The organism is Microbacterium sp. YJN-G (genome assembly GCF_015040615.1).
Lineage (GTDB): Bacteria > Actinomycetota > Actinomycetes > Actinomycetales > Microbacteriaceae > Microbacterium.
In genome coordinates this window covers 1,399,798-1,412,638 of the sequence record NZ_CP060402.1, presented here as the reverse complement: position 1 = coordinate 1,412,638, position 12,841 = coordinate 1,399,798, and the positions used below count along the sequence as shown (strand labels likewise).

The following is a 12,841-nucleotide window of genomic DNA, read 5'->3' as shown; positions in this document are numbered from 1 at the left end:
TCCCGCCGGGTCAGACCTCGGTGATCTCGATCTGGCGGAACAGGTCGGCGTCGATCGCCTCGCTGATGTCGGAGAGCAGCTCGTCGGTGACGGGCGAGTCGAGCGTGAGCACGCTGAGCGCCTGAGCGCCCGCCGCCTGTCGCGCGATCTGCATACCGGCGATGTTGATGCCGGCCTCGCCGAACTTCTGGCCGTAGACGGCCACGATGCCGGGGCGGTCGGTGTACATCATCACGACGTGGTGCTTCTCGATGGGCAGTTCGATGGCGTGGCCGTCGATCTCGACGAGCTTCTCGATCTGCTTCGGGCCGGTGAGCGTTCCCGACACCGACAGCTGCGAGCCGTCGGAGAGGGCGCCGCGCAGCGTGATGACGTTGCGGTACTCCTCGCTGATGTCGTCCTTGAGCAGCCGCACGGCGACGCCGCGCTGCTCGGCCAGCAGCGGGGCGTTCACGTACGACACCGTCTCGCTGACGATGTTCGTGAAGACGCCCTTGAGCGCGGCGAGCTTGAGCACGCTCACGTCGTAGTCGTTGAGCTCGCCGTGCACCTCGACGTCGAGGCTCGTCAGCGGTGCCTGCGACAGCGCCGAGAAGATCTGGCCGAGCTTCTCGACCAGGGCGATGCCGGGGCGCACGTACGGGTCGATCACACCGCCGGCGACGTTGACGGCATCCGGCACGAGGTCGCCGCCGAGGGCGAGGCGCACCGAGCGGGCGACGGAGACGCCTGCCTTCTCCTGCGCCTCGTCGGTGCTGGCGCCGAGGTGCGGCGTGACGACGACGTTCGGCAGGTCGAGCAGCGCGTGCGCGCTGCCACCCTCAGCCGGCGGCTCGGAGGTGAACACGTCGAGGCCTGCGCCGGCGATCTCGCCCGCGACGAGGGCCTCGTGCAGGGCCTCCTCGTCGATCAGGCCACCGCGCGCGACGTTGACGACGAACGCGGTCGGCTTCATCGCCGCGAACTGCTCGGCACCGATCATGCCGGTCGTCTCGGGTGTCTTGGGCATGTGGATGGTGAGGAAGTCGGCCTCGGCGACGAGCTCGTCGAGCGAGACCAGCTGCACGCCCAGCTGCTGCGCGCGGGCGCTGGTGACGTAGGGGTCGTAGGCGATCACGCGCATGTCGAAGGCGTTCAGGCGCGCGGCGACCAGGGCGCCGATGCGGCCCAGGCCCACGATGCCGACGGTCTTCTCGAACAGCTCGGCGCCGGTGAACGCGCTGCGCTTCCAGGCGCCGCCTGCCAGCGAGGCGTGTGCGGCGGGGATGCGGCGCGCGAGGCTGAGGATGTGACCGATGGTCAGCTCGGCCGCCGAGACGATGTTCGAGGTGGGCGCGTTGACCACCATGACACCGGCGGTGGTCGCGGCCTTGATGTCGACGTTGTCGAGGCCGACGCCGGCGCGTGCGACGACCTTCAGCTTGGGTGCGTGCGAGAGGGCCTCGGCGTCGATGCGGGTCGCGGAGCGGACGAGCACGGCGTTCGCGTCGGCGAGAGCGGCGAACAGCGCCTCGCGATCGGTGCCGTCGACCTCACGCACATCGAAGTCGGGGCCGAGCGCCTCGACCGTCGCAGGAGAGAGCACCTCGGCGAGGAGGACGACGGGCTTGGTCGCAGACTGATTCGTCACAGGGATCCTTCGGGCAGCACGGTCGGGGAGCCGATGCGCCGCACGCCGTGGGGGCGCGATCGGGACACACTTTACCGCAGCACGGAGGCCCTCCCCGACCGCGTGACGCGGTGCGACGGCCCCCGGGCGGGCATCCGTGCGAGTCTCAGCCGAGCAGGTCGGCGCCGTTGCGGATCGCGTAGCTGAGTGTGTCGAGCCAGAACACCGCGCTCAGCGCGAGACCGGCGAGCATCGTCACCGTGAACGCACCGAGGCCGCGTCGCCTGCTCAGGGCGAAACCGGCGGCGAAGACGATCACCGGCACGACCGCGGGCAGCAGCAGCACCAGCCATCCGTAGCCGCTGATGCCGACCTGCGCCATCTGCATCAGGTAGAACACGGCGGTCCAGACGATGAAGGCGTAGGCCAGCCCGAGCAGGCCGGTGAGGATTCCGCGCAGCAGGCGCGATGCCGACGGCTCGGCGTGCGGCGAGAGAGCATCCCGGGTCACAGTGCTCCTCCTCCCCCGGCGACGACGAACGGCCAGGGCACGAGCAGCAGGGCTCCGACGACGAGTCCGGTCAACCGCACCCACTCGCTCGAGTGCCGGGTGAGCAGCAGCACGCTCGCGAACCACAGCGCGGGGGCGAGCACGGCGACCCACAGGCCCGCCAGGTACAGCGGTGCGGGCAGCATGAACAGCGCGCGCGACTGCATCCCCAGGCCCCCGATGATCCAGCCGACGGTGTAGAGCAGGTAGATCCCGCCGAGGATGCCGAGCAGCACCAGGCTCACGGTTCCGATGCCGCGTGGCTCATCGTCGGCATCCGGTTCCGTCGTGGGAGCGGATGCCGCAGGAGCGGATGCCGCAGGAGCGGATGCCGCGGGCGCGGCACCCGCGGGCGCCGCCTCGCCTGGCCGCTCCGTGCGCGGCTGCTCCTTCCGCGCGTGCTCGGCCCTGCGCGGCCGCTCAGGGCGGCGCGCCTCCAGCGCGTCGTCGCCGTCCCAGCTCAGCGCGTCGTCGTCGGCATCCGAATTCATGATCCCAGCGTAGCGACGCGCGCAATCCCCTCCCACTAGGCTCAGTGGCACATCGCACCGGGAGGTCACCGTGACAGAGAGCAGCAGCAGGGCGGCCGAGGCCGGCGCCGGAGACGGCGCAGGCGTCTCGCGGGGCTGGAAGCCGACGCCGGAGTCGAAGAGGAAGGCCACCACCTTCCGCTGGATCGCCGCGGCACTGTGGGCCGTCGCGATCATCGCCGAGGGCATCGCCATCTTCTGGCTGCTGCGTCAGCGCGAGTTCTCGGGCAAGGAGGGCACCCTCGTGCGCGACCCCGACACCGGGTTGCTCGAGGAACGCGGTGTCACCGCGACCTTCCCGCAGTGGGCGTTCATCACGCTGCTGGTGCTGCTCGTGGTCATCGCGGCGCTGTCGATCACCGGATCGGTGCTGTGGAAGAAGGCGAACAGGCTCGACCCCGCGAGCAGGTCGGACACCGTGCGGTTCTTCGTGCAGAACCAGCTCGGCGCGATCATCGCGATCATCGCCTTCCTGCCGCTGATCATCCTGATCTTCCTGAACAAGGACATGGACAAGGGCCAGAAGGCGACGGCGGGCATTGTCGGCATCGTGCTCGCCGCCGTGGCTGCGTTCATCGGCATCGACTTCGATCCGGCGTCGGTCGAGGAGTACACCGCCGATCAGTCGGCCGTGATCCAGCTGCTCGGTGAGGATGAGGTCACCTGGGTCGCCGGCGGTGGCGTCTACCACGTGTGCGATCAGGTGCCCGACATCCAGACCGGCAGCGAGATCCTCTACGGCACGACCGCCGAGGCCGTGGAGGCAGGCAAGACCCGCCTCACGCTGGAGTTCGCGTCGGAGCTGAACGCGTGCGGACGCCCGGTGCCCGAGAACGCCGACGAGATCGTCACCGCGCTGCGGCAGATCCGGGACGGGCAGGCCACGACCCTTCCCGCACCCGTGTGGGCGGCGGGTGACGAGGCGCCGATCGAGATCGAGGACGCCCCGGCGGAGTGAGCCCCACGAAGCGGTCCGCCTGAGATCTACCGCGTGGGCTGCGCCGCATCCAGTGCGATGCGCGCGGCGGCGACGATCTGCGGGTCGGTGACGTCGAACCCGGCGGCACCGCCGCCGGGGCCGCTCGCAGCGGTATCGCCCGACGGCCGTCGTGCCGAGAGGTGCACGGCATCCGCGCCGGCCGCGACGAACTGCGGCACGTCCTGCACGCGCACTCCCCCGCCGACCATGATCTGCACGCGCCCCGCCGACGCCCGCACGAGCGACTCGAGGGCGTTCAGCCCGTCGATGCTGCGGGCCGCCCCGCCGCTGGTCAGCACACGGCGGATGCCGAGGGCGGCCAGCTCGTCGATCACACGCGCGGGTTCGGGGAGCGTGTCGATCGCGCGGTGGAAGACGACCTCGGCGCCGTCCGCGGCATCCGTCCAGCGCCGCAGCGCCTCGGCATCCGCACGGCCGTCGCGGGTCAGCGCGCCGACCACGACTCCGCCCGCGCCCCGGCGCACGATCTCGCGGACGTCCGCGGCGACGAGCGCGACGTCGTCCGCGTCGTAGACGAACCCTCCAGGGCGCGGCCGCACGAGCACCGCGACCCGGCCGGGGTGGCCGGCGGCCTCCAGCACCGCGTCGACCGTCGCGGCCGACGGCGTGAGGCCCCCGGTCTCGGCGAGGGCCTGGCAGAGCTCGACGCGATCGGCGCCGGCCGCGAACGCGGTGCGGGCGCCTGCGGCATCCTGCACCGCGATCTCGAGCTGCACGCGGTCCATCGGCTGCCGGCGGTGCTCGGTCTGCGCCACCGTCTCGTTGGGGCCGGTCATCCGACCGTCGCCGTGGCCACCGGACCGCCTCGCAGACCGGCGGGGACCGCCAGCACGACGGTGCCGTCGCCGCGGACGCTCCGCTCGGCGGGCGTGCCGTCCGACCAGCGTGCCTCGCCTCCGGCGAGCTCCGCGGGCAGGACGAGGTCGCCTGCGGCCGGGTCGAGGGCGTGCACGTGCACGCCCTGGGACGAGGACGTGTACCGCACCGGCGCACCGGTCGCCTCACCGAAGCGGAGCCACGGACGAGTGCCGTAGACCGCATCGCCGTTCTGCGCCAGCCATGCACCCATCTCGCGCATCGCCGCGAGCTGCAGGGCGGGAATCGTGCCGTCTGCGGCCGGGCCGACGTTGATCAGCAGGTTGCCGTTCTTCGAGACGACATCGACCAGCATCCGGATCAGCTCGGCGCCCGACAGCGAGTGCCGCTCATCCTCGTCCTGGTTGAAGCCGAACGAGTATCCCAGACCGCGCGTGGACTCCCACGGGCTTTCGAGGATGCCGGGGATGTCGCGGTACTCGCGCGTGAGGAAGCCGTGGTACGGAACGCCCCAGCGGTCGTTCACCACCCCGTCGGGCACGGCGTCGAAGTAGCGCGACAGCAGGGCGGCCACCGCGTAGTCCTCGCGCCCCTTGCCGCCGTCGGGCCACTCGATGTCGTTCCAGAGCACATCGGGTGAGAACCGCTCGATGAGCTCCTCGAGCTGGGCGGCCGAGTAGCGCGCGAAATGCTCGTCGTTGCGGCGGAAGCGGAACAGGTCGGTGTCGGACTCGATCGGCGGGAAGTCGCTGACGTGCCAGTCGAGGGCGCCCGAGTAGTAGACGCCGAAGCGCGCCCCTGCACGGCGGGTCGCGTCGTGGAACTCGCCGATCAGGTCGCGACGCGGGCCCCGGTCGACCGAGTTGAATCCCGTCGACGGGGTGTCCCACAGGCAGAAGCCCTCGTGATGCTTTGTGGTGGGGATGACGTACTTCGCCCCGGCGCCGACCAGTTCGCCCACGAACGCGTCGGCGTCGAACGCCGAGGCGTCCCACAGATCGGCGAGGTCCTCGTACGAGGTGCCGGCGCCGTAGAGGCGCTGGTGCCGCTCCCAGGTGGGGCTGCCCGCGATGCGCACGGTGTTCCCGTACCACTCGGCGTACTGGTGCCAGGCGTACGCATCCTCGGCGGGGATGTTCACGCCCTCGCCGTGCCGCACGGCCCACGCCGGCACCGAGTACAAGCCCCAGTGCACGAAGAAGCCGAGCTTGGCGTCGCGATACCACTCCGGAACGCCGTTGGCGGGATAGACGGGAGCATCGGCGCCGAAGTCGGGGCCGGTGCGGGTCTCGAAGCTCAGCATGGTCAGATCTCCTGTCGGCGGCTGATGTGCGCGGTCAGCGGCGGGTTTCCGGTGGTGTCGAAGGGATACACCCCTGCCGCGAGGCGGTGGTGTCCGAGGCGCAGCAGATCCTGGTCGACACCGCCCGGCGTCAGTGCGAGCGTCCAGTCGGCGGCGAGGTCGTACAGCTCGGGCTCGAGGTAGCCGATCTTCACGACGACGAGGTCGGCCGACTCGGGGTCCAGTCCCAGCATGCGGAAGTCGTCGAGATGGTGGAAGGGCTTGCGGCGGGAGGTGATGATCGCGTGCAGTCCGCCGACCGCGATGACGGCTTGGGTTCCGGCGACCGGGTCGCCGTCGGTGATCGAGAACACGGTGCCGGTGATGCTCGCCGGTCCGCTCGGGCCGTCGTCGACGCGGGCTCCCGCCGTGAGCGCGACCGTCGCGCCGACTCCGGCCTGCCGGGCCGCCGCCACCGCCTCGGCGTCGAAGACCGATGCCACCAGGGTGGTGCGGGTGCCGTCGGTGAGCTCGGGGCGGGCGAGCAGCTGCGTGAGGGTCCAGGTGACGTCGCCGGCTCCGCCGGCCGTCGGGTTGTCGCCGGAGTCGGAGATCAGGTAGGGGCGGGCGGCATCCGGTGCGAGCGCCTTCTCGAGCGCGCCGTCGAGTGTGGCCGTCGGTGCGACGAAGGCGAAGTCGGCGCGGGCGTCCCAGAACCGGCGCGCGAGCCGCTCGGACTCGGCGGCGATCAGGTCGCGATCATCGCCCATCACCACGACGTACGCCTGGCAGCGCGGTTCGTCGGCCCACGCATAGCCGATCCAGATCGAGGCGTCCACGACGCCGTCACGCGCCTCGATCCCGGGGAGCTCGGCGTACAGGCCCGCGGCGGGCTCGAGCCTGGTGCTCGTCTTCTCCCCCGGCAGCAGCACCGGCACCGGCACCCACGCCTTGAACGGGCGCCGCTGCAGCGGGTCGGCCCCGTGCGCGCCGCGCAGCCGCGCGAGCAGGTTCCAGACCGCGCGCTCCTTGGTGTTCAGCCAGTCCTCGTGCGGTGCCATCCGGTAGCAGGTCAGCAGGTCGACCTCGTCGCGCAGCACCTCGGACACGTTGCCGTGCAGGTCCATCGACGTCGAGATAAGCGTCGCCGGGCCGAGCGCCTCGCGCACGGCGAGGGCGAGGTCGCCCTCGGCATCCTGCATCCCGATGACGCTCATCGCGCCATGGATGTCGAAGAAGAAGCCGTCGAAGGCGCCTCCGGTGCGGATGCTGTCGCGGATGCCGTCGACGATGGCGTGCTTCATCCGCTCGTAGGTGGCCGGCGCCACCGCGCCGCCCGGCAGCGACCGGCCGTGGTGGATCGGCACCCAGTCCGCCGCCTCACGGAGCTCGCGCCCCTCGTCGAGGAACGGGTAGTAGCCGATCAGGTCGGCGCCGGTGCGGATCGTGAAGGCCTCGTCGCCCGAGACGTGCGGTGAGAAGGTGCTCGACTCGATCGAGATTCCCCCGATGCCGATGCGGGGTGCGGCGAGCCCGCCGTTCTCGACGGCGGGCAGCAGGCCCATCCAGATCTCGCTGGCTTCGGGGCGTTCGGTCACGGTGCGATCCTCGCTGTGGTGGGGGCTATGAGTGTGGGGCTGTCAGTGGGTGGGGATGGGTGCGGAGCGGCGCGCGGCCTCGATCGCCCCCAGCGCGACGGCGTCGCCGCCGAGCCGCGCAGGGCGGATCCCGAGGGGGATGCCCGAGACCGGGGCATCGGTGCGCAGCGCGTCGTCGATGCCCGGTCGCAGCAGGTCCCAGGCCTGGGTGACGCCGCCTCCGACGATCGCGGTCGGCAGGTCCAGCAGCGTCGCGGCGCTGGCGCAGGCGAGCCCCAGCGCCCGGCCTGCGGCGTGGAACACCTCGCGGGCGTGCGGGTCACCGGCTCGCGCGCGGTCGGCGACCTCCCGGGAACCGCGGATGCCGATGCCCGAGCGCTCGGTGTAGCGCCGAGCGATCGAGGTGCCCGAGGCGAGGGTCTCGAGGTGTCCGACCTGCCCGCAGGTGCACACCAGCTCGCCGTACCCGGGAGTATGGCCGATCTCGCCCGCGGCGCCGTGCGGGCCGCGACGCAGCTCGCCGTCGACGATCAGTGCGCCGCCGACTCCGGTGCCCAGCATGACGCCGAGCACGTCGCCGGCTGCGTCGGCCGCCTCGCCCAGGAGGAACGCGTTGACGTCGTTCTCGATGACGACCGGTGCACCGATTCGCGCGCCGAGCTCGGCGGCCAGGGGGAAGCCGACCCAGTCGACGAAGGTCGCCGATGCGGCCCGGATGGTGCCCGTCTCGTGGTCGATCACCCCGGCGGCGCCGACACCGGCCGAACTGATCGGCGCGCCGCCCGCGACGGCGAGGCCGAGGGCTGCCGCGGCATCCGCGACCGCCGCTCCGCCTTCGCGGACCGGGGCGGTCACCGCATCGCGTGCGAGGATCCGTCCGCTCTCATCGGCGATGAGAGCGGCGATCTTGGTGCCGCCGATGTCGAGACCGAGGAGAACCGGGGTGCCGTCTGCGGGCATGGCTGTGCTGTGTGGTCCTGCCATGATCGCTCAGCGCCCGCCGAGGCCGGCCATGGCGATGCCCTTGACCAGGTGCTTCTGCAGCGCGATGACGAGGATGGTCGTCGGGATCATCGAGATGATCGAGGCGGCCATCTGCAGGTCCCACCTGGTTCCGGTCAGCCCCGAGAAGCTGGCCAGACCCACCGGCAGCGTGCCGTGCGCGGCGTAGTCGACGGTGACGATCAGCGGCCACAGGTAGCTGTTCCAGAACGACAGGAAGGTGAACACCGCGAGCACGGCGATCGCCGAGGTCGACAGCGGCAGGATGATCTGCAGGAAGCTGCGGATGGGACCGGCCCCGTCCACGCGCGCAGCCTCTTCGAGCTCGAAGGGGATGCCGCGGAAGAACTGGCGCATCAGGAAGGTGCCGAAGGCGGTGAAGGCGAACGGGAAGATCAGCGCCTGGAACGTGTCGACCCAGCCGAACCACTGCATGACCTGGAACATCGGGATGACCAGCACCTCGGCGGGGACCATCAGGGTGGCCAGGAACAGCACGAACACCGCGTCCCTGCCCTTCCAGCGCAGCCGCCCGAACGCGTAGCCGGCTGTCGCCGAGACGACGAGCACCACTGCCGTACCGGCGACGGCGACGAAGAGCGAGTTGAAGATGTAGGTCCAGAATGGCCCGTAGGCGAACACCTCGGCGAAGTTGGACCAGCGGATCTCGGAGCCGAACAGGCTCGGCGGCATCGCGAACATGTCGCCGTTGGGCTTGAGTGCCGAGAAGAACGCGTACACCAGCGGCAGCATGAACACGGCTGCGGCCAGGTAGATGACGACATGGCCGATCGCGGTCCGCACCCTCGACCCGCGGGTCGCCGGCTCACGGCCCGTGCGCCGCTCGGGCTCGACGTGCTCGGTCGCGTCGAGGGGCGCAGGGCGGTCGATGACGGTGTCAGTGCTCATAGTGCACCCACTTCTTCTGTGCGCCGAACTGCAGGGCGGTGATGATGATGATGAGTGCGAACAGGATCCACGCGCCGGCCGCTGCCAGACCGAGGTCCTGGAACTTGAAGCCCTGGTTGTAGATCCACATGACCAGCGGCATGGTGGCGTTGCCCGGGCCTCCGCCGGTGAGCATCTGCGGCTGCACGAACACCTGCAGCGAGGTGATCATCGTCATGATCGTGGCGAAGAAGATCGCCGGCGAGATCATCGGGATCATCACGCTCCAGATCATCCGCAGCCCGCGCGCTCCGTCGATGCGCGCGGCCTCCACGACGCTCTCGGGCAGCTGCTCGAGAGCCGCCGAGAAGATCAGCATGTTGTAGCCGAGTCCCTGCCAGACGCTCATGACGACGACCATGATCATCGCCCACTGCCGGTCGGCGAGGAAGTTGGGCAGCTCGGCGCCGAACCAGGTCTGGGCGAGACCGTTGAACAGACCCTGCGGCTGCAGGAGCATCTTCCACACCAGCACGTTGGCCACCATGGGCGTCACGACCGGGATGAAGAACAGCACACGCAGTGCGCCGCGCCCGCGGATGCGCGGGCCGAGGCCCAGAGCCAGCGCCAGCGAGAGCGCGATGCTCACCGGAACATAGAGCACGGTGAACACCAGGGTGTTCCGCAGTGCGGGCAGGAAGTTCGGGTCCTCGAACAGGCGGGCATAGTTCGCACCGCCGTTGAAGGTGCGCTCACCGAACGTCGGCCAGTCGAAGAAGCTCATCACGATGGACAAGACGACGGGCACGATCGTGAAGAGGGCGAGGCCCACCAGGGCCGGGCTTGCGAAGCCCAGCGCCTGGCGCGCCTCGTCCTTGGCGAACGACCGGCGACGACGTGGAGCTGTCGTGATGGTCATCTCTGTGTTCCTTCGCGGGGCCGCAGCCCCGGTTGATCTCTGTCAGTTGCCGAACTGCTGCTGGGCCGAGCCGAGGACGTCCGTCATCGAGGCCTGACCGTTGTACACGCTCACGAGCTCGGGCTGCACGAAGGTGCCGACCTTGGCCCAGTTGTCCGACACGTACTGGCCCTGCACGTCTTCGAAAGCGGCCTCGAACACCGACTTCACCTGCTCGCGGTGCTGCTCGCCGATGGACTCGAAGTACAGCGGCTGGCTCTCGGCGCGCGCCGGGTAGCTGCGGCCCGAGGAGGCGATGTAGTCCTGCGCGTCCTTGGAGAGCAGCGAGCCGAGCACCTTGAGTGCGGCTTCCTTGTTCTCGCACGATTCGGCGATGCCGTAGCCGGAACCGAGGATGAGGCTCAGGTTGCCCTCGTCACCGGTGGGCAGAGGCGCCATGCCTGCCTTGAAGCCCGCGTCGTTGTTGAGGTAGCCGACCGCGTTCCACGTGCCATCCACGGCCATGGCCGCGTTCTGACCGGTGTACTGGTTCTCGCCCCAGCCGCCGTCGGATGCCGAGGCCACGGGGGCGGCGACACCGGCGTCGGTGACCAGGCCTGCGTACCACTCGGCTGCCGAGGCGAAGCCCTTGTCGGTGAGCTGCAGCGTGCCGTCCTCGGCGACCGGCTGCGTGCCCGAGCGGGCGATCGGCATCGCCTGCCACTGGAAGTCACCCATGCCGACGGCGAAGCCGTGCTTGCCGCCCGTGGTGGCCTTCCTGGCGATGGCCTCGAAGTCGTCGAACGTCCAGCCGACCTTCGGCAGATCGGCGCCGGCGGCGGTGAGCATGTCCTCGTTGTAGTACGTGAGCATGGTCGCCACGTCGAAGGGCAGGCCGTACAGGTCGCCCTTGTTCTTCAGGATCTCGGTCGCGCCGGGTGCGAAGTCGTCCTCGGCCAGGCCGGCGGTCTTGAGGTCGTCGGCGGTGAGCTTGACGAAACCGGCCGTGTAGCCCGAGAGCATGCCCGAGTTCATCCCGGTGACGCAGGCCATGCTGCCCGAGGCCATGTTGGTCGTGAGCTTGGTGAAGAAGTCACCCCAGGGAGCCGTGCGCAGCTCGATCTTCAGATCGGGGTTCTGCTCCTTCGCGATCGCGATCTGAGCCTCGAGCGCCGCGGTGTCGTCCTCGCTGCCCGCCCACATGTCGACGACGATCGTGTCGTCCGAGCCGCCGGCGCCGTTCGAGCCGCCGCCGGACGCGCAACCGGTCACGGCGACTGCGACGCCCGCGATGGCGGCCACGGCACCCATCCGCATCTTCTTCATTGAATGCTCCTTGCAGAAAGTGTTCTTGTCGGGAGTTGCTTCGGCTATCGAAACAACCTGCTACTGTTTTGCAGGAAGTTACCGTGTCATGATTCGACACGAAGCGCAACCTGAACATCCGATGTATCCACACCGTCGCCCGATGCGGGCCGAGAGGCGAGCAGAATGTCCAACGCCGTACCCGACGACGCCCGTCGCATCCTGGACCTCGTCGCCAGCGGGCAGGCTCGCTCGCGCACGCAGCTCGCCACCCAGCTCGGACTCGCAGCCTCCACCGTCGGTCTGCGCGTGCAGTCCCTGCTCGATGCCGGGCTGCTGCAGGAGGCCGGCGAGGGCAGCTCGCGTGGAGGGCGCCGGCCTCGGATGCTGCGGGTCGCCGAGGACGGCGGCATCGTCCTCACCGCCGACCTGGGCGGACGCCACGCCCGTATCGGCCGTCACGGACTGTCCGGCGCCATGCAGCGCGTCGAGACCCTGCCCGTCGACCTCACCCAGGGGCCGGAGGCCACGCTGCGGATCGTCAGCGAGGCGCTGGACCGGCTGATCACAGGCTCCATCGTGCGGGCCATCGGCATCAGCCTGCCCGGTCCGGTGGACATCGAGACGGGAGCGGTCGATCAGCCGTCGCGGATGCCGGGCTGGCCCGGCTTCCGTGTCGGCGAGCATCTTCGTGAGCGCTACGGAGTGCCTGTCGCGGTCGACAACGACGCCAACCTCGCCGCGCTCGGCGAGCATCGCGAGCAGTTCGGCACCGCACAGCACAGCATCACCGTCAAGGCGGGCACCGCGATCGGCAGCGGGATCATCGTCGACGGGTCGGTGCACAGGGGTGCCACCGGCGCCGCCGGCGACATCACCCACACCCGCATCGACGGCAGCGGTGACGTGCCGTGCTCGTGCGGCAACACCGGATGCCTCGAGACCGTCGCCAGCGGCGCCAGCCTGGTGCGGCAGATGCGCGAACGCGGCGCCGACGGCATCCGCACCACCGAGCAGGTGCTGGCCCTCGCCCGTGACGCCGACCCCGTCGCGACGACCCTGGTGCGCACCGCCGGAACCCACCTCGGCCAGGCGCTGTCGGGCGTGGTGAACTTCTTCAACCCGCACGCCGTGTTCCTCACCGGCAGCATGAGCGCCTCCGAGCCGTTCCTGGCCGCCGTGCGCAGTCGAGTTTACGAGGCATGCCACCCGCTGGTGACCCAGCGCCTGCGGATCGAGGCCGCGAGCACCGGCGCCGACGCGATCATTCTGGGCGCGGCGCGCCTCGCGCTCGACACCCTCGAGGTGCCCGCAGCCGCCTGACCGGCAGCGGACCCGGACGCCGTTGCCGGCCGGGTGCGAT

The 12,841-nt window shown here is 70.3% G+C and carries 12 protein-coding genes; 2 read left to right on the top strand and 10 right to left on the bottom strand.

Features of this window, described 5'->3' with window-relative positions:
• Positions 1–10 precede the first annotated feature (10 nt).
• The 3 genes from serA to H7694_RS06580 form a co-directional block, all read right to left on the bottom strand.
• Positions 11–1,630, bottom strand: coding sequence for a phosphoglycerate dehydrogenase (gene serA, locus H7694_RS06590; protein WP_193598724.1), 1,620 nt, complete (start codon positions 1,628–1,630; stop codon positions 11–13).
• Between the two features lie 145 nt (positions 1,631–1,775).
• Positions 1,776–2,120 carry a hypothetical protein gene (locus tag H7694_RS06585; RefSeq protein WP_193598723.1) on the bottom strand — a complete coding sequence of 115 codons (345 nt, stop codon included), beginning with the start codon at positions 2,118–2,120 and terminating at the stop codon, positions 1,776–1,778.
• Positions 2,117–2,650, bottom strand: coding sequence for a DNA polymerase III subunit gamma/tau (locus H7694_RS06580; protein ID WP_193598722.1), 534 nt, complete (start codon positions 2,648–2,650; stop codon positions 2,117–2,119). Before H7694_RS06580 ends, H7694_RS06585 begins: the two co-directional genes overlap by 4 nt.
• A gap of 70 nt (positions 2,651–2,720) precedes the next feature.
• Between H7694_RS06580 and H7694_RS06575 the strand changes: the two genes are divergently transcribed.
• Positions 2,721–3,647, top strand: coding sequence for a hypothetical protein (locus tag H7694_RS06575; RefSeq protein ID WP_193598721.1), 927 nt, complete (start codon positions 2,721–2,723; stop codon positions 3,645–3,647).
• 26 nt (positions 3,648–3,673) lie between these two features.
• Here H7694_RS06575 and H7694_RS06570 read toward each other — a convergent pair whose 3' ends face one another.
• The 7 genes from H7694_RS06570 to H7694_RS06540 all read right to left on the bottom strand — a co-directional run bounded on the left by H7694_RS06570 (position 3,674) and on the right by H7694_RS06540 (position 11,499).
• Positions 3,674–4,465, bottom strand: coding sequence for a copper homeostasis protein CutC (locus H7694_RS06570; RefSeq protein ID WP_227468324.1), 792 nt, complete (start codon positions 4,463–4,465; stop codon positions 3,674–3,676).
• Positions 4,462–5,808: an alpha-L-fucosidase gene (locus tag H7694_RS06565; protein ID WP_193598720.1), complete on the bottom strand. Its 1,347-nt coding sequence runs from the start codon at positions 5,806–5,808 to the stop codon at positions 4,462–4,464. The genes H7694_RS06570 and H7694_RS06565 overlap by 4 nt, the downstream gene beginning before the upstream one ends.
• A 2-nt stretch (positions 5,809–5,810) precedes the next feature.
• On the bottom strand, positions 5,811–7,352 hold the full coding sequence (locus tag H7694_RS06560; protein WP_193599106.1) for a M81 family metallopeptidase: 1,542 nt from the start codon (positions 7,350–7,352) through the stop codon (positions 5,811–5,813).
• Between the two features lie 75 nt (positions 7,353–7,427).
• Positions 7,428–8,369 (bottom strand): ROK family protein, encoded by a 942-nt coding sequence (locus tag H7694_RS06555; RefSeq protein ID WP_227468322.1) that lies wholly within the window; start codon positions 8,367–8,369, stop codon positions 7,428–7,430.
• A gap of 6 nt (positions 8,370–8,375) precedes the next feature.
• Positions 8,376–9,296, bottom strand: a complete 921-nt coding sequence (locus H7694_RS06550; RefSeq protein ID WP_193598718.1) for a carbohydrate ABC transporter permease — start codon at positions 9,294–9,296, stop codon at positions 8,376–8,378.
• Positions 9,286–10,194, bottom strand: a complete 909-nt coding sequence (locus tag H7694_RS06545) for a carbohydrate ABC transporter permease (RefSeq protein WP_193598717.1) — start codon at positions 10,192–10,194, stop codon at positions 9,286–9,288. The genes H7694_RS06550 and H7694_RS06545 overlap by 11 nt, the downstream gene beginning before the upstream one ends.
• A 42-nt stretch (positions 10,195–10,236) precedes the next feature.
• Positions 10,237–11,499, bottom strand: a complete 1,263-nt coding sequence (locus H7694_RS06540; RefSeq protein WP_227468321.1) for an ABC transporter substrate-binding protein — start codon at positions 11,497–11,499, stop codon at positions 10,237–10,239.
• 165 nt (positions 11,500–11,664) lie between these two features.
• On the opposite strand from H7694_RS06540, the gene H7694_RS06535 reads away from it, so the two are divergent.
• Positions 11,665–12,801, top strand: a complete 1,137-nt coding sequence (locus H7694_RS06535) for an ROK family transcriptional regulator (protein WP_193598716.1) — start codon at positions 11,665–11,667, stop codon at positions 12,799–12,801.
• Positions 12,802–12,841: the final 40 nt, after the last annotated feature.